Raw genomic sequence first — 15892 nt, 5'->3', positions numbered from 1 at the left:
TCCGCGTTTTTTGTTAGGCATTCACTTTGTCTTTCATCGCTTCAAGCGCCCCGCTGTTCAGGAAGTGCCATGGCTTGTTGTAGTGCGGTTGGAAGAAGAAGTCGACATAGGCGAGCTCTTCGATCGTCATCTCGTTTTGGATGGCGAGCGAGAGTGTGTTGACCGCTTGCGTCAAATCCGCTTTCGATAACACTTGTCCACCGACAATACGATGTGTCCCTTTTTCATAGACGAGTTTGAATTCGACTTTCTCTGCGGTCGGCATGAACTCCGGACGATACGCGTCCTCGATGACGACACTCTCCACTTCTAGTCCAAAGAGCGCTGCCGCTTCTTCCGTCAGACCAGATGACGCGATATTCCAGTCATAGAGTCGAAGTCCCGACGTTCCTTGTGTCCCTTGGTAGCGGACGCGTGGTTGCATCATGTTCTCCGCGACGAGCGTTCCCATGCGGACAGCGTTCGTCGCCAGTGGGATATAGGCGTGTGTACGCGCCGGGTTATAGTAGACGGCACAGCTGTCCCCTGCTGCAAAGATATCTGGGTTGCTCGTACGCATATATTCATCGACGATGATGGCACCGTTCCCGAGCATATCGACCTGTCCTTCTAAGAGTCCTGTGTTCGGACGGAATCCGACACAGAGAATGACGAGATCCGCTTCGAATTCACCTTTGTCCGTCACGACGTGTGTGACGTTCCCTTCTGTTCCACGGAACGCTTCGACCGTCTGACCGAGTTCAAGATCGATCCCGCGACTGGTCATGTCTGCTTCTAGTGGATCTGTGAACGATTTATCGAGATATTTGTTTAAGATGCGGTCTGCACTATCGATAAATGTGACATGTTTTCCGTATGCTTCGAACGCCTCGACGAGTTCGACTCCGATATAACCCGCCCCGATGACGGCAATCTTCGTCGCATCTGTCGCCCGTTCGATGATGCGTTGGGCATGCGCGTAGTTTTTACAGAGCTCGATTCCATTCATTTCGATCCCCGGAAGCGTTGGGACGATCGGCCATGAACCCGTCGTGACAATCAAGCGGTCATACGTGTCATGCACGTCTTCACCGGTCTCAAGATTTTTAGCGTGGACCGTCTTCGCTTCGGAGTCGATCGACAAGACGTCATGTTTCATGCGCATCGTCGCACCGAGTTCTTCAAGTTCACGTGGTGACGAGTAGAATAACTCTTCCGCACGTTGGACGACACCACCAACGTGGAGCGCAATCCCACACGAGAGGAAGCTAACGTTATCGTTCCGCTCGTAAACGGTGATATCGAGATTGTCGTGCTTGGCGAGTAATCCTTTGACTGCTGCTGTTCCTGCGTGTGTACATCCGATAACTGCGATTTTCATATGAGTCGTCTCTCCTTTTATGTTAAACAATACGTTTCGTTTTATATTGTGATAAACATCACATTTACTTCTTGACCTTAGTGTACTATTTCACAATATAAGATTCAATGAATTTGCTCAATATTTCACGTAAAAGTGTCTAAAGTTTGAACAGAAAAAAATCCGCTCACTCTCATGACCGGACTCGCCGCTTTTTCAATAGATGATAGCTTATTACAAATAGATGCACAATCAAACCGAAGACGTTCATAGCGAGCCCGACGACCGCCCACCACAATGCTCCCCATCCGTATCCAAATGCCAGATTGCCAATCACAAGTACATAGCCACTTACAACCAGTAATGTACCGATCAGGAGTAACACGGACCGTCTTCTTTTCTGCCGCATCACGTGATAGATGGATAGCACCACTCCTAGTGTCAATCCAAGAAACAACAACACCAAAAAGGTCAAATCACTCATTCTCTTTACTCCTCCCGTTTCAAACGAAAAATAGTGAACGTCAAGTAGACAAGGAGACTTCCACCGTATAGGAGCAAACCGTATACGAACCAACCCATTCCATCAAATCCTCTTATGTATCCCACTCCGACGAGCATCATACAAAAACCAATGACCATACTCACAAACGAAATCGTGAGAACCTTATCCGTTTTTGACAGGAACAGATGTCTTCCAGTCCCAATGGATATCCCTGCAAAGATCAACATCATGATTGTCTCAAATCCGTACCATTGCCACCACATGACCCACACCTCAAATCCCTCTTTTTTCCATATTAACATGAGTGAAGGGCTCACAGGTATGTTGAAAGTAAAAAGACCACCCGCTCATGCGAATGGTCCGAGTACTCATCGAACGGTGAACGTCTTCGTTACGCTTCGACCTTTCGGTGTCACGAGACGAAGCGTGAGCTGCGTCCCTTTTCGTTGCGGTGAAAAACTGAGAATCGTCGAAGTCGTTTTTACTTCTTTCTCTGCGAGAACGGTCGTTCCACGCATCAGCGTGAGTGTACCGTAAGCCACGTTTGACGTCGCACGCAATGTCTTCGACGCACTTGAAGGAATGGTCGATGACAATGTCGGAGCCGGTCCGACCGTCACGGTCTTTTTCTGAATGTGACGATACGTCCCTTGCTGACTCGTCAACGTCACAACACTTCCAACCGGTTGTCGACTGAATCGTAGCGTCACACGGCCTGTACTGCTTGCCGTTCCACTGGCGATTGTCTTCGTACCGCTCTTTAGTGTCACCGTACTGTTCGGTAGTACATACCCGACCCATAACGACTTTTCGTCGTTGATGGATAGCGTGGACAGCGAGGTCTTCGGCAATTCCACTGTGACTTCACGGGATTTTGATCCGACAGAGGCACGGACACGAATCGTGTCACCCGGTTTCGCCGGGATGGTGTACCGTGTCGTTGATAACCGTTTTGGTGAAACGGCCACACCATTTACGTAAATACGAACCGGGGCCACACTTGTCTTTTTAATCGAGAGTGTCGCCTGTGTCTTCGTCATCATGACGTCCGTGACACTCAAAACAGGTGCGAACGCGCGAACCGTCTTCGTCAATTCGTAAGTGGCATCGCGATACGTGCGTTTGACACGAATCACATCGCCTTCGCGTAATGGCGTATCGAACGTATAAGGCATCGAACTCGTCTTTGTCACAAGGATGTCATTCCGATAAACTTCATATGCTTCATTTGTGCTAGACGTTACATCAATCGATTTATCGTACATCAATGGTGTCCGCGTCCAAGTGAAGATAGGTGCATCATACGTCGCCTTCACTTCCGCAAGACGGAACTGTGAGGCAGGTGCATCCTGTAACTTATAGTATATTTTTGTCCCAACACCAAACCACATGTGAGAAAACGATTTGATTTGGAGCATCCCATCCTCATTTACTTGCTCACTCCAGGCTTCATAACCGCGTTCGCTACGGGCAACGATGTCAACGGTAGCCTGTGGAGTGGTCTGTAATGTCACACCTGATTTTACAGAGTTCGTTACAAGCGTGATGTCGTTCGGTAAAGTATCTTCACTTTCTTTTACCGTCACCAGTTCAATTGGATCGGCATATACACTTGATGGGCTTCCGATTTTTACGGTCACACGCGATCCTGGTGCGAACCAGCGCGTCGGTTGCCAAGTGAAGCGTCCCATCTCGTCTGACTGAACCGTTTTCGACTGATAGTTGACCAATGAATCTAGTGAGTCGGTGTACTGAGAGGTGCTTTTCGTCACACTGACGAATACTGGGGTGTTCGGTGCCGTTGTTCCTGTGATGGGTCCCAAAACACCTGTTGGCGGATCGAGTGTGAGCGGAACATAGTTAGATGCTACAAAGTCTTCTGTTCGTTCTAACCCGTTCCATCTAAATTCAAAAGAATATCCGCCATTCGTGTTCATCGTCAACTTACCTTGTTCCCAAACAAAAGGTTTCTTCTCAGAATATCGATACGTTGCCGACAATTCTGTCCCACTGACAGGAATGGATGTTCCATCAATCAGTTTAGCGGTTCCGTTCACTTGATAGGATTGGTTCACTTCATATCGTGTCGTTGTTTTCGGTACATCGATCAACAGTTGTCGTGGCGCTTTCCAAAATGACTCCGGCGTATACCCTGCCGTCACATCATGGGATAGCACATACCAATCTCCTCTTAGATTAACAAACGTATCATCCACCGATGATTCTTTCCATTCTCCAGTGGCAACATTGTAACTCACGTAATACGTATCAAACACTTTCCGCATCGTGAAGTAGTAAATCCCGTCTTTCCACAGGAGATTCGTGACAGATTCCGCCTCTTTTTCAACCCAACGTTTCGTGGTCAAATCAAAAATTCGGAGATGTGAGTCGGTGGACATCTTGACCACTAATTGATTCGCTTCTTCGATATATTGGGCAGATCGTACCTTGTCCGTATATGTTCCAAGCGTTTCAAGCGTTTCTCCCGTGATGGCTCGTTTCGTGATTTCACCGTTTGCGAAGACTAGGACCGTGCCGTCAGCAAGAAGGTCGTACGATTCGTATATACTTTCCGTATTAAACGTTCCGAGAATCTCACCCGTCAATGAAGTGACAGAATACGTCGTATGTCCTTTCCAAAGAATCATTTCTAAATCCTGATTCACAGCATGAAGATAATCGAGACCACTACTCGAATCATTCGGGAATGACGTCATCGCATCGGTAATCGGATCCCAAATGATGACCTCGCCATATGCATCTAAAATGACGCGACCGTCTCCGAGTCCAACGATATTGTGTTCAACCGACACGCGGACGGGAAGTGTATACACTTTTCCTGTGCGCATATGCACAATCGTCTCTGGGTCGCCCGATCGCCATACATATTCACTGTTTGATACAACACTTCCCGTTGGCAGAACGTCCGCTTTTGCCGCTCCTTCTGCAAAGGCATCCATTTTTGGTCCAATCAACAATATGAGTACGACGAGCGTACTCCATAACCACTTGTTCATCTGCTTCCTCATTTCTGTTTATGTATACATAAGTTTTCAAAAAACATCCATTTTTGATGAATCCCTTCTAATTTTAAGATGTTTTCTCAAAAATGCATAGCCCTAATATTCAAAAAAGCACCGCGTCCTAATTTGACGCAGTGCTCACTTTTCATTCATCTGTTTCATTAAATCCATCTGTTCTTGCACCATCGCCTCTTTTTCCCGGCGTAGCACCCCTTTGTAGGTGATACGTGAAATCGATAAACTGATTTCATATAGGAAGAAGAGTGGTAACGACACCATAAGGTGCGACGTCAAATCCGGCGGTGTGATGAATGCCGCGATCACGAATAGGGCGAAGTATGCGTACTTTCGAATCTTTGATAAGAAGTACGGGGTCACGACACCGATTCGGGTCAAGAACATCATGACGACCGGTAGTTGGAACAATAGACCGAACGGAATTGTCAGCTGCAACAAGAACGTGAAGTAATTGTTGGCCCCGATGATTTGTTCGAGTCCGAGGTCTTGCCCGAGGTCCGTCGAGATATCGAGGACGAGCGGGAACAACCAGTAGTAGGCGAACGCAAGGCCAATCAAGAACAGTCCGAAGATGATCGGGATATAGGCAAGCGTGCCTTTCCGCTCATTCGGATGCAGACCGGGTGCGACAAACGCCCACACTTGATACAGTAGGAATGGGCTCGCCGCGATAAGGCCGATGATGAGCGCCAAGTTCAAGTAAATCATGAGCGGGTCCGCGACCCCAAAGGCGTTCAGTTCGAGCCCGCGTTCGACGAGGTCTTTTTGCAAGTACGCGAGTACATATTTGACACTCGGCAAAGCCATCAAAAAGAAGGCAAAGACGACAAATGCAGATAGCATCAGTCGTCTCCGCAGCTCTGTCAAGTGATCGGTAAGTTCCCGCTCTTGATCAGGTTGATGATTCATGGCTTACTGCTCTTTCTTTTCGATAGCTTTCTTGTCGTTCTCGTCGTGCTCGTTCATCATGCCGTTCGTTGCATTTTTGAACTCACGAAGCGTTTGTCCGGCCGCGCGACCAAACTCCGGCAATTTCTTCGGCCCGAAGATGATAAGCGCGATGATGGCGATGATGAATAGACTCGCCCCACCCGGAATCCCGACGACGAGTGATGATGCTAGTAATTCCATTATTGATGGACCCCCTCAGCGGTTGGATAGTGTTGCATAAAGTAAATGAGTGACTGCAGCTCAATCGACAAATCGATATGATGGACGCGAACCGTATCCGGTACAGTGAGTCGTGCCGGTGTGAAGTTCAAGATGCCCTTGATGCCGAAACGCACCAAGTCGTCTGCGACGGACTGCGCATAAGCAGAAGGTACCGTCAAAATAGCGACGTCGATCTTGTTTTGCTTCATGATTTGTTCCATCTCATCGACGTGATGAATTGGGACGCCTGACATCGTCGTGCCGACTTTTGTCTCGTCTGCGTCGAACCCGACGACGATATGTGTGTTATTGTTTTTAAGGAAGTTATAGTTGACGAATGCCGTCCCAAGGTGACCGACCCCAACCAAGGCGACATTCGTAATCTCGTCCTGATTCAGTGTCTTTCGGAAAAAGTCTAACAGATACTGCACATTATAGCCATATCCCTTTTTACCGAGCGCACCGAAGTACGAGAAATCACGGCGAATCGTAGCCGAATCGACCTTGACCGCCTCACTCAGTTCTGCTGAAGAGACACGTTGTTTCCCTGAAGCATGCAGGCTTTGAATAAATCGGTAGTATAGTGGCAACCGTTTGGCTGTCGCTTGTGGAATCTTTGGTTCGTTTTGACTCAACGGAAAGAGCCTCCTTTTTACGACACGTTACAAACGAATCTGAATTTCATACACCTTGATTGTAAACGAATTCACATGACCACTCAACGAATATACCTAAAATCGCTGAAAAATACAGTATACTAAATAGAGAGAAAGGGGTTTTTTCACTTGATCCTACTGCAAGTCAACAACTTATCCAAATCCTTCGGCGTCGAGCCGATTTTAGAAAATGTCAAACTCGAAATCCAGGAAGGCGAACGCGTCGCCCTTGTCGGTCGTAACGGGGCCGGAAAGTCGACGCTTTTGAAAGTCATCGCTGGTGAATACAACTATGACTCCGGGGACATCATGAAGCCAAAAGACGTCACGATCGGCTATCTCGCCCAAGACTCAGGGTTAGAATCCGACGAGACGATCTGGAATGAGATGCTCACCGTCTTCACGGACTTGATCGAGCAAGAGAAGACGCTCCGTCGCATGGAGGCTGACATGGGCTCAGAACGAATCCTAAATGACGCCGCTGCATATGAACGCCTCCTCTCTTCTTATGATGAAGAGCAACATACGTTCAAAGAACGTGGCGGATACCAATATGAAGCGACCATCCGCTCGGTCCTTCACGGGATGCGCTTCTATCCGGACGACTTCGAGCGTCGCATCGACACGCTCTCCGGGGGACAACGGACACGTCTCGCCTTGGCGAAGATGCTCCTTCAAAGTCCCGACCTGCTCATCTTGGACGAGCCGACGAACCATTTGGACATCGAAACACTCGCCTGGCTTGAGAAGTACTTGAACGGCTATAAAGGTGCCGTTCTCATCGTCTCCCACGACCGGTACTTCCTCGATCGCGTCGTCTCGGTCGTCTATGAATTGTCACGTCACCGGAGTCGCCGCTTCGTCGGGAACTATACGAAGTATCTCGAGCAGAAGGCCGCCCTCTACGAGCAAGAGAAGAAGCAGTTTGAGTCGCAGCAAGAAGAAATTGCCAAGATGCAAGACTTCATCCAGCGAAACATCGCCCGGGCGACGACGACGAAACGAGCGCAAAGCGTGCGGAAGCGTCTTGAGAAAGTCGATCGCCTCGATGCGCCGGATGGTGACGAACGTAGCGCCGTTCTCTCGTTCTCCATCAAACGTCAGAGCGGGAACGATGTGCTGAGCGCGAGTGACCTCGCCATCGGGTACGAGGAAGCGATCGCTCAGAATCTCCGCTTCCAACTGCAACGCGGTGAGTCCGTCGCGCTCGTCGGTCCGAACGGGGTCGGGAAGTCGACCCTCCTCAAAGTGTTGACGAAACAACAAGCCGCCCTCACCGGTGAGATCCGTTACGGGACGGGCGTCGAAATCGGCTACTACGACCAGGAGCAACAAAACTTGTCTGACGCGAACCGTGTCATCGACGAGATTTGGAACGACTGGCCGCTCATGCGCGAGCAAGAAGTCCGGAGTCTTCTCGGACAGTTCCTCTTCAGCGGCGATGACGTCATGAAGCGTGTCCATGAACTATCCGGTGGCGAACGGGCACGACTCACCTTGGCCAAGCTGAAGCTGGAGCAACCGAACCTCCTCATTTTGGACGAGCCGACGAACCACTTGGACCTCGACTCGAAGATGATTTTGGAGAATGCCCTCCTCGACTATCCGGGCACGATTCTCTTCGTCTCGCATGACCGCTACTTCATCGATCGACTCGCGACGCGTGTGCTAGAGATCACACCGAACGGCATCAACGAGTATCTTGGGGACTATTCGTACTACGTCGAGAAGAAAGAAGAACTCGAAGAACTGGCGCGACTCGCCCGTGAAGAGACGAAGCAGGTCGTCGTGAAAAAACAGCGCGCTGACAAAGAGCAGCAACGGGAAGAGCGCCGCATCAAACAGCGCATCGAAGAGATTGAGCAAGCGATTGAGCAACATGAGAATCGTCTTGATGAGATCGAGCAGTTGCTTTGTGAGCCGGACGTCTTCAACGACTTCGCCCGTGCACAGGAGTTGTCGACCGAATCGGACGCGGCGAAAGAATCGATTACCGCACTTTATGCGGAATGGGAGGAACTCCATACATGATGCGTACCCGTGCCATGCGAATCGAGTTCATTCAAGCGTTCCTCACAGGACTGGCCTATATCGTGCCGACCGGGACCGAGTTCGTGTCTGAACTCATCCGTGGGGAGCCGACGATTGTCCCGTCTATTCTCTTTTACTTTTTACCGGTCGTCATCGGCTTCATCATTCAGACGTGGCCAGGGATACTACTCAGTCTCTTCAGTGGTCTGCTCATGAGCACGCTCTTCATCCGTGTCGTCGTCTGGCCGGTCGATGTGACCGTTCACACGTTCTATGCGCCTGGATCGGTGTGGGCCCACTTCTATGAAGAGACGCTCTTCATGTGGATTCTCGCTCTTCTCGTGTTCATCGTGAGCCGCGTCAATACGTGGCATCGGGAGAATTATCGACAACCAAAAGCATAACAAAACCACGTCTTCTGTTTGAAGGCGTGGTTTTGTTTGTACAATCAACGTTAGCACTGACATTGATAATCGCTCAAGATTGAATTTGACCCGGATACGGACGAAAAAAAAGGAAACATGTCTTGCGTTCGCCCATACATTCCTTCAACAACTTGAAGCACTCAAAAAGGTTCAGCCGCGTGGCTGAACCTTTTTGTTAGAAATAACGCAGTGGTTGGAATCCGATTGTATGGAAGTCGAGTTTCGTTCCGTCTTCAGCGATAAAGAAGACAGCCTCGTTCGTGTCGACGTCACGTGTGAACACTTTATAGAACGTCATCGGCTTTTCGCCATTCGTCACATAGCGTGCTTCATGCGTCGAGATGACTTGTGCGAACAGTTGCTGTCCGTCGAGTTCCTCGATCAAATCATCAAACTTCGCCGCTTCTTCTTCCGTTGCCTCGCGACCTCGCTCGATTTCATAGTAAGCATCGCTTGCTTTTGGCTGAACGCCGAGATTACGATCGACGACGATCACACGCTCCGGCTCTTGGTCGACGACACTTGTGTAGCCATATAGTGACTTGATGAGCGTATTCTCTCCGGTCACGCGACCGATGCCTTCTAATGACTCTTCTCCAGTGAGTGACTTCACTCGTGTCTCTTCTGGAACAATCTCCTCTTGATATGCGATATTGTAAGCGCGGATGATCTCACGTACTTGTAAGAACGTCGCAACGACGAGTAGTACGATGAGTCCTCCGATGATGATGCGTTTCGTCATGTCTCTATTTCCCCCTAGACTGTCATGCTCTCTTCTAAGGATAACCCAGGAACCGCGTTCATCGCTAGTGTATCGCGCTTTCCGCGCACATACGCGTGATGTGCTGCCACCCCAATCATGCCCGCGTTGTCCCCACAGAGGTCAAGCGGTGGAATGACGAGTTGAATCCCTTCAGCTGTAGCCGCTTCTTGAAGCGCTGCGCGGAGGCCACGGTTCGCCGCGACACCACCCGCGACAAGCAATTGCTTCGCCCCTTTTTCTTTCACGGCACGAATCGCTTTCTCGACGAGCACTTCGACTACACTCGCCTGGAAGCTCGCCGCCAAGTTTTCAGGGATGACCGTCTCTCCCCGTTGTTCCGCATTGTGTACGGCGTTGATGACCGATGACTTCAAACCACTGAAACTGAAATCGAAACTACCCGGTTCGAGACGAACGCGTGGGAAGTTGTACGTGTCTTCCCCGACCGCTGCCAGGCGGTCAATCGCAGGACCTCCCGGATATGGGAGACTGAGCGTGCGCGCAACCTTATCGTACGCCTCACCTGCCGCGTCGTCACGTGTCTCCCCGATGACTTCGAAGACACCATGTTCTGGCATATAGACGAGTTCTGTATGTCCCCCTGAAACGACGAGACAGACAAGCGGGAACTGCATCTCTTCAACGAGTTCGTTCGCGTAAATATGTCCAGCGATATGGTGGACACCGATGAGCGGTTTTTGATGGGCGAATGCCAACGCCTTGGCCGCACTGATCCCAACGAGAAGGGCACCGACGAGACCCGGTCCTTGTGTGACCGCGACTGCATCGACGTCTTCCATCATCACGCCGGCTTCACTCAATGCATCGTCAATCACGTACGTGATTCGTTCCACATGATGACGAGACGCCACTTCAGGGACGACGCCACCAAATCGTTTATGACTCTCGATTTGAGAAGAGACGACGTTCGACAATAACGTCTTTCCGTCTTTGACGAGTGCAACAGACGTCTCGTCACAGCTCGACTCAATCGAAAGAATCAGTGATGTGTTCATTCTGACTCACTTCCTAACTTCGCCCAATAAATATAGGCGTCTTCATTATTATCCTGATAGTAGCGTCTTCTCCGACCGGCTTGCATAAAACCGAACTGTTCATATAGTTTTTGCGCGCCAACGTTCGACACGCGGACTTCTAACGTCAATCCGACGAGTCCTTTTGACTTGGCGAACGCGACAAGTTCCGCTAACAATTGATTGCCGATGCCCTGTCCACGAAACTCAGGTAAGACGGCAATGTTTGTGATATGTCCTTCATCGACGATTGTCCAAACGCCGACAAACCCGACGACCCGTTTGTCATGGACCGCGACAAAGTAAATAGCCTGTTCATTTCGAAGCATCTCATTCATGAACGCCTCTTTTGTCCACGGAATGGCGAACGATGCTTCTTCGACTTTCGTCACTTCCTCGACATCAAGCCACGTCATCCGACGAATTTTCACGTCAGCCATTGTTTTGTCCCTCTAACCATTTCGCTTCCGCCTCGGCGAGTCGCAAATACTCCGGTTCAAACGAATGGACATCGCTCGTCTCATCGCTGAAGACGACCAAATCACTCGCACGCCCATATCGATGGGCAGCCGGTGCTTCGATATAGTCATATTCACTTAACACGTCACGGAACGGTTCCACGTCTCCGACGACAAGGAAGCGCCCTTGACTATTCAGTCGCAACCAATCTGAGACGGAGGCGTGCTGATCATGTGTTAGTGCTTTGTTGTGCTGATAATATCCGATATACGCGTTGCCACGGCGAGCGTCAATCAATGAAACGACCGGCAAATCGGTATTCGGAGCCGCTGCCATAAGCTGCAGGGCAGATACACCGATGAGTGGAAGATTGAGCGTATAGGCGAGTGTCTTCGCCGTCGTCACTCCAATCCGAATTCCCGTGTACGACCCGGGTCCGGTCGTGACAACGATGCGCTCGAGCATGTTCGGTGTCCATTTGACCGCTGCCATGAGCTGTTCAATCATCGGCATGAGTGTGACCGCATGGTTTTTTGAGACCATGACGGTCGCTTCGGCTTGAATCTCTCCAGCCTCACTTAACGCGACTGACAAACGTGTCGTCGCGGTATCAATCATCAATTGTTTCATGCGAGCACCTCCTTGGCGATTTGAACGTAACGCTCACCCGTCGGAGCAAGTGTCAGTTTACGTTCTTCGTCGCCGACCCGTTCAATCGTGATGGCCAAGCGTTCTTCCGGGAGGGAGGACTCGATTAAGTTCGACCACTCGACGATGGCGACACCATCACCGTTGATATATTCCTCAAGTCCGATGTCATCTCCCGTATCCTCGAGACGATAGACATCCATATGATAGAGGGGTAATCGCCCTTTGTATTGTTTCATAATGGTGAAGGTCGGACTGTTGACGTTCCGCGTGACACCGAGTCCTTTTGCGAACCCTTGTGTGAACGTCGTCTTGCCGGCACCGAGGTCACCGTTTAACGTGATGACCGTCCCTGCTTCGACGAGTGTGGCCAAACGTTCTGCCACCGCTTGCGTCTCCGCCGCAGAATGCGTAATCAATGTATACATGAATGGTTCTCCTTTTTCACTTCTCATACGTACTCATTGTACACTTCATTTTAAGCAAAAAAAAACACGAAACGCCATCGTTTCGCTATCTCATTTAAAAATTGGTTGCGGGGGCTGGATTTGAACCAACGACCTTCGGGTTATGAGCCCGACGAGCTACCAGACTGCTCCACCCCGCGACGACATATGAAATTAAATAAAAATTGGTTGCGGGGGCCGGATTTGAACCGACGACCTTCGGGTTATGAGCCCGACGAGCTACCAGACTGCTCCACCCCGCGATGGTTTGAATTGTTTCGACATCCTCTATAATAAGCGAGACAGTTATAAAAAGCAACCATTTTCTTAATGTTTTTTCAAAAATGGAATCGGGAACAAATATAACAGCATAGACTATCAGAGAAAAGGGGCGCGACCGCCATGTCCAAATGGGGAAATCGATTCAAGAAATGGTTCTTTTCGGAGATCGAAGCCGAGATCACGTTTGACCCGGCAGCACTCATTCCGAAGCAGACCGTGACGGGTACGTTGCACGTCTCCAACCCGACAACGAATGTCGTTCGATTACAGGAACTCACCCTGACCTTCTTGACGACGTTCAAAGACATCACCATGGAAGGAAACGAGTTCAATCGAGAAGCTGATATTCAAGAAGTCCCAATTCCACTATCGCTTGTACTAGAACCCGGAGCGAAGGAAGATGTTCCGTTTTCATTCGAGTTGACGATGTACGCCCCTTCCTCTGCCGGCGCCCCGTATAGTATAGAGGCTACATTATGGGACAAGGACATCAAACGAGTTTGGTTTGATGTGCTCGAACACATCGAAATCGAACCGATGCCTGAACTGAAACGATTACTCGATGCGACCGCTCACGCTGGACTTGAGCCGATGTTCGTCCGAAACGTGATCGACCCGCTCGGGGAAGAACGTCCGTATCCATTCGTTGAAAAGTATGGATTCAAGCCGGTCGGAGAATGGGCCGATGAGTTCGAGGTCGTCAAATCGTTTTGGCGCTTGCATGAAGACGGGATCGACCTCTACTACTGGCTCGACAACATCGAGACCCAGCGAACGCTCGAATCGATGGCGACCGACGTCGAACTGCGTCATCGTTCTCTCACGTGGGAACAACTCGAGCGCGAACAAGAACAGCTCGGTCTCGGAATTCAAGATACGCTACGCAGTCACCGCTCCTCGTGAGCGGTTTTTTCAATTTGAATTCCATCCTTACTCGTATTGACGATAGTTTGAAAGTGGTGGCGATACGGATGCATGAACAATTCATATTGCAGACGTCGCTCTACATGTGAAGCGTGTAAGTAGTCCAGCTCCATACCCCGTTCCTGAATATCACGATGCGAACGTCGCTTGAACTCAGTCTCCCCGTCTGTGTAGAGATAAATCGATTGATCAAAAGATGAAAGATCCAGGAATGCGACACTCATCCCTTCAATAATCGTGATTGGCTTCTCCGGATCAATCCATGTCCGCTCTAGATAGGGGACATCAATCGTATAAAACCCAATCCCTTCCCGAATCATACGGATATCTCGCTCGAGTGAGAGCAGATGATGTGCGGCCGGATGACACGCCGTCATCTTATACTGATGGGTCGTTCCATCGTGTTGATACGTGAGGATCGTTTGTTTCCGCAACTGTGAATCTGTAATATACGGGTCTGTGTGAAGCAGGTTTATATCACCGAGTCGTTCCCGTAATTTTTCTGCCAACGTCGATTTTCCGGCTGCCCCGTGTCCGGAGATAGCAATCAGCGTTCGTTGATCCGGTCTCACGCTTTGTACGATACCCTCAATCAGTTGTTCCATGATTCTCCCCCTTTCGGTAATTTTGTTGTTTCAGAAAAACAAATACACGTCATTCATCCTCTATCCGTTTTCGAAGCCTGATTGCTGAAACAGTAAACATCACAAAGGCAATCAACGAAATCGAACTGACAATGATCAGAGTGGTCGATATGGGAGAACTAAAGAAAAATGGAATCGATAAAATCAATAGCGCCCCGGTGACTGCCATCCCTCTAATAAGAAATACCATCGTTTTACTCATTTTCTCTTCACTCTCCTTGAACTAAGCAAAAGAACCCTTACTATAAATATAATGACAGACAGCTCATCGTGTCAGGATGAGCTGTCTTCTTTTTTCTTCAGTCTCGTCAAGCTTCTGTTCTAACGTTTCCACTTGTCTCGTCATACGAGCAATCAGCTGACTGATTTCCTTATCCAGTCCGTTCACTTGATCTAAGGAATCATTGATTCGTCCATGCATCGTCCATTCTGAAAAAATATCATCCAAAAAATAATCTGCGAACTGAATGAGTGAACCTCGATCGACATGCAACTCCTGAACAATATCTTGCACGTCCGCTAATTCACGGGAGAAACGCTCTAACGCAGATTGTAATTCGTGCATTGTCTGCTCGGAAGCATCTAGCGCCTCATGTTTCATTGCTGTGGCAATCAAGCCACCCCCGAAAAACGTGTCATACGTCGACCACCCTTTCGCACTATCTAGATGTTTGAGTGTTTTTGCAATCGTTGATCGCGCCGCCTTACCGGCAACGATGGCTTCCCGATACTCGATAAGAAGTTCATTCGTTTCGGCTTGTTGATTCGTGAGATGGTGTAGGTCTCGGCGAATAGCTGGATCTTTCGCAAGATGGGATTCTTTTGTTTCTAAGAAGGTCTCCCACTCAGCGTCGATGCCCTCATAAACCTCGAGCTGTTCTTGTAATTCTCGATGTTCGAGCGTCAATTCGTCAATCATCGCCTCGTGTTCTCGTAATTTCAGTTCCGCGCGAGCAGCCTCTTCCATTTCGATCGTTCGTTGTTCATCGAACGTGCCTCGTAACTTCCGCCATGTGTTGACGAGCGAGAATTCTTCAAGGTCATACACATCACGTTGTTCTTTCGTGAATGTGTTGAGTAGTGTCTTCCGCACCGTCTCATGCTCGTTCAACTGTTTGTTTAGTATCTCTTGCTTACGCACAAGTCGATCACGCTCGGCGATACGTTGTTGTAAATCTAATTGGGTCTCCTGAAGATTTTGCATGATGTTTCTCCTCTCATTTTGTTTATCGAATGAGTCAATCTGAGGAGATTCATGATTTATAAACATCCCCTCTTTCTCTTACTTAGTACGAAAAAGAAGGGACAAAGTTTCAAAGAAACAAAAAAACGACCGAGCGTATGCTCGGTCGTCCTCTGCGTTGTTGCCTGGCAACGTCCTATCCTCACAGGGGGAGATCCCCCAACTACTTTCGGCGCTGAGACGCTTAACTTCTGTGTTCGGCATGGGAACAGGTGTGGCCGTCTCGCTATCGCCACCAGACTTTACAGGGCTTGTTCCCTGAAAACTGAGGATTCATCAACACAAACCATTAGACTAGAT

The 15892-nt window shown here is 49.4% G+C and carries 17 protein-coding genes, 2 tRNA genes and 1 rRNA gene; 3 read left to right on the top strand and 17 right to left on the bottom strand.

Features of this window, described 5'->3' with window-relative positions:
- Nucleotides 1-13: 13 nt before the first annotated feature.
- From KNO72_RS13990 to KNO72_RS13960, 7 genes are all read right to left on the bottom strand, one after another.
- Nucleotides 14-1360, bottom strand: coding sequence for an FAD-dependent oxidoreductase (locus tag KNO72_RS13990; protein WP_078146172.1), 1347 nt, complete (start codon nt 1358-1360; stop codon nt 14-16).
- A 172-nt stretch (nt 1361-1532) separates the two neighbouring features.
- Nucleotides 1533-1823: a hypothetical protein gene (locus KNO72_RS13985; RefSeq protein WP_214758584.1), complete on the bottom strand. Its 291-nt coding sequence runs from the start codon at nt 1821-1823 to the stop codon at nt 1533-1535.
- A 5-nt stretch (nt 1824-1828) separates the two neighbouring features.
- The gene (locus KNO72_RS13980; RefSeq protein ID WP_143404743.1) at nt 1829-2107 is read right to left on the bottom strand and encodes a hypothetical protein; all 279 of its coding nucleotides are present in this window, start codon (nt 2105-2107) and stop codon (nt 1829-1831) included.
- 105 nt (nt 2108-2212) lie between these two features.
- Nucleotides 2213-4861, bottom strand: a complete 2649-nt coding sequence (locus KNO72_RS13975; protein ID WP_214758582.1) for a hypothetical protein — start codon at nt 4859-4861, stop codon at nt 2213-2215.
- Nucleotides 4862-5005: 144 nt separating this feature from the next.
- A complete protein-coding gene (tatC, locus tag KNO72_RS13970) occupies nt 5006-5794 on the bottom strand; it encodes a twin-arginine translocase subunit TatC (protein WP_031424497.1) in 789 nt (262 codons plus the stop codon).
- A 3-nt stretch (nt 5795-5797) separates the two neighbouring features.
- Nucleotides 5798-6016 carry a twin-arginine translocase TatA/TatE family subunit gene (gene tatA, locus KNO72_RS13965; RefSeq protein ID WP_034770678.1) on the bottom strand — a complete coding sequence of 73 codons (219 nt, stop codon included), beginning with the start codon at nt 6014-6016 and terminating at the stop codon, nt 5798-5800.
- Entirely contained in the window at nt 6016-6672 is a 657-nt protein-coding gene (locus KNO72_RS13960) for a redox-sensing transcriptional repressor Rex (RefSeq protein ID WP_015880579.1), read from the bottom strand. The genes tatA and KNO72_RS13960 overlap by 1 nt, the downstream gene beginning before the upstream one ends.
- 150 nt (nt 6673-6822) lie before the next feature.
- Here KNO72_RS13960 and KNO72_RS13955 point away from each other — a divergent pair, with 150 nt between their 5' ends.
- Both KNO72_RS13955 and KNO72_RS13950 read left to right on the top strand, forming a co-directional pair.
- Nucleotides 6823-8724 carry an ABC-F family ATP-binding cassette domain-containing protein gene (locus KNO72_RS13955; RefSeq protein WP_214758580.1) on the top strand — a complete coding sequence of 634 codons (1902 nt, stop codon included), beginning with the start codon at nt 6823-6825 and terminating at the stop codon, nt 8722-8724.
- Nucleotides 8721-9128, top strand: coding sequence for a hypothetical protein (locus tag KNO72_RS13950; protein WP_214758578.1), 408 nt, complete (start codon nt 8721-8723; stop codon nt 9126-9128). The genes KNO72_RS13955 and KNO72_RS13950 overlap by 4 nt, the downstream gene beginning before the upstream one ends.
- Before the next feature lie 196 nt (nt 9129-9324).
- Here KNO72_RS13950 and KNO72_RS13945 read toward each other — a convergent pair whose 3' ends face one another.
- The 7 genes from KNO72_RS13945 to KNO72_RS13915 all read right to left on the bottom strand — a co-directional run bounded on the left by KNO72_RS13945 (nt 9325) and on the right by KNO72_RS13915 (nt 12762).
- Nucleotides 9325-9891 carry a hypothetical protein gene (locus KNO72_RS13945; RefSeq protein ID WP_214758576.1) on the bottom strand — a complete coding sequence of 189 codons (567 nt, stop codon included), beginning with the start codon at nt 9889-9891 and terminating at the stop codon, nt 9325-9327.
- A gap of 14 nt (nt 9892-9905) precedes the next feature.
- Complete coding sequence (tsaD, locus tag KNO72_RS13940; protein ID WP_214758574.1) at nt 9906-10928, bottom strand: tRNA (adenosine(37)-N6)-threonylcarbamoyltransferase complex transferase subunit TsaD; 1023 nt, start codon at nt 10926-10928, stop codon at nt 9906-9908.
- On the bottom strand, nt 10925-11386 hold the full coding sequence (gene rimI / locus KNO72_RS13935; protein WP_074034834.1) for a ribosomal protein S18-alanine N-acetyltransferase: 462 nt from the start codon (nt 11384-11386) through the stop codon (nt 10925-10927). Before rimI ends, tsaD begins: the two co-directional genes overlap by 4 nt.
- A complete protein-coding gene (gene tsaB / locus KNO72_RS13930; RefSeq protein WP_074034836.1) occupies nt 11379-12035 on the bottom strand; it encodes a tRNA (adenosine(37)-N6)-threonylcarbamoyltransferase complex dimerization subunit type 1 TsaB in 657 nt (218 codons plus the stop codon). The genes rimI and tsaB overlap by 8 nt, the downstream gene beginning before the upstream one ends.
- The gene (gene tsaE / locus KNO72_RS13925) at nt 12032-12481 is read right to left on the bottom strand and encodes a tRNA (adenosine(37)-N6)-threonylcarbamoyltransferase complex ATPase subunit type 1 TsaE (protein ID WP_015880566.1); all 450 of its coding nucleotides are present in this window, start codon (nt 12479-12481) and stop codon (nt 12032-12034) included. Before tsaE ends, tsaB begins: the two co-directional genes overlap by 4 nt.
- A 102-nt stretch (nt 12482-12583) precedes the next feature.
- Nucleotides 12584-12660 (bottom strand) — tRNA-Met (locus KNO72_RS13920).
- 25 nt (nt 12661-12685) lie between these two features.
- A tRNA-Met gene (locus KNO72_RS13915) sits at nt 12686-12762 on the bottom strand.
- A gap of 139 nt (nt 12763-12901) precedes the next feature.
- Between KNO72_RS13915 and KNO72_RS13910 the strand changes: the two genes are divergently transcribed.
- A complete protein-coding gene (locus KNO72_RS13910) occupies nt 12902-13684 on the top strand; it encodes a sporulation protein (RefSeq protein WP_214758573.1) in 783 nt (260 codons plus the stop codon).
- Here the strand turns inward: KNO72_RS13910 and KNO72_RS13905 are convergent.
- The 3 genes from KNO72_RS13905 to rrf all read right to left on the bottom strand — a co-directional run bounded on the left by KNO72_RS13905 (nt 13669) and on the right by rrf (nt 15832).
- Nucleotides 13669-14310 (bottom strand): uridine kinase family protein, encoded by a 642-nt coding sequence (locus KNO72_RS13905; RefSeq protein ID WP_214758571.1) that lies wholly within the window; start codon nt 14308-14310, stop codon nt 13669-13671. The genes KNO72_RS13910 and KNO72_RS13905 overlap by 16 nt on opposite strands.
- Before the next feature lie 304 nt (nt 14311-14614).
- On the bottom strand, nt 14615-15553 hold the full coding sequence (locus KNO72_RS13900; RefSeq protein WP_214758569.1) for a coiled-coil domain-containing protein: 939 nt from the start codon (nt 15551-15553) through the stop codon (nt 14615-14617).
- Nucleotides 15554-15715: 162 nt separating this feature from the next.
- Nucleotides 15716-15832, bottom strand: a 5S ribosomal RNA gene (gene rrf / locus KNO72_RS13895).
- Between the last annotated feature and the right edge of the window lie 60 nt (nt 15833-15892).

Origin of the sequence: Exiguobacterium sp. s123, from assembly GCF_018617075.1 — a bacterium.
In the GTDB taxonomy this organism is placed as follows: Bacteria; Bacillota; Bacilli; order Exiguobacteriales; family Exiguobacteriaceae; genus Exiguobacterium; species Exiguobacterium profundum.
The sequence above is the reverse complement of the archived record's forward strand: the minus strand, read 5'-3'. Positions and strand labels throughout refer to the sequence as shown.

Coding starts and splice junctions, on each gene's coding strand:
- tatC (WP_031424497.1), bottom strand. CDS start 5,794: ATGAATCATCAACCTGATCAAGAGCGGGAACTTACCGATCACTTGACA.
- KNO72_RS13990 (WP_078146172.1), bottom strand. CDS start 1,360: ATGAAAATCGCAGTTATCGGATGTACACACGCAGGAACAGCAGCAGTC.
- KNO72_RS13945 (WP_214758576.1), bottom strand. CDS start 9,891: ATGACGAAACGCATCATCATCGGAGGACTCATCGTACTACTCGTCGTT.
- KNO72_RS13985 (WP_214758584.1), bottom strand. CDS start 1,823: ATGAGTGATTTGACCTTTTTGGTGTTGTTGTTTCTTGGATTGACACTA.
- tsaB (WP_074034836.1), bottom strand. CDS start 12,035: ATGAAACAATTGATGATTGATACCGCGACGACACGTTTGTCAGTCGCG.
- KNO72_RS13910 (WP_214758573.1), top strand. CDS start 12,902: ATGTCCAAATGGGGAAATCGATTCAAGAAATGGTTCTTTTCGGAGATC.
- rimI (WP_074034834.1), bottom strand. CDS start 11,386: ATGGCTGACGTGAAAATTCGTCGGATGACGTGGCTTGATGTCGAGGAA.
- tsaE (WP_015880566.1), bottom strand. CDS start 12,481: ATGTATACATTGATTACGCATTCTGCGGCGGAGACGCAAGCGGTGGCA.
- KNO72_RS13975 (WP_214758582.1), bottom strand. CDS start 4,861: ATGAACAAGTGGTTATGGAGTACGCTCGTCGTACTCATATTGTTGATT.
- KNO72_RS13900 (WP_214758569.1), bottom strand. CDS start 15,553: ATGCAAAATCTTCAGGAGACCCAATTAGATTTACAACAACGTATCGCC.
- KNO72_RS13950 (WP_214758578.1), top strand. CDS start 8,721: ATGATGCGTACCCGTGCCATGCGAATCGAGTTCATTCAAGCGTTCCTC.
- KNO72_RS13905 (WP_214758571.1), bottom strand. CDS start 14,310: ATGGAACAACTGATTGAGGGTATCGTACAAAGCGTGAGACCGGATCAA.
- KNO72_RS13980 (WP_143404743.1), bottom strand. CDS start 2,107: ATGTGGTGGCAATGGTACGGATTTGAGACAATCATGATGTTGATCTTT.
- tatA (WP_034770678.1), bottom strand. CDS start 6,016: ATGGAATTACTAGCATCATCACTCGTCGTCGGGATTCCGGGTGGGGCG.
- tsaD (WP_214758574.1), bottom strand. CDS start 10,928: ATGAACACATCACTGATTCTTTCGATTGAGTCGAGCTGTGACGAGACG.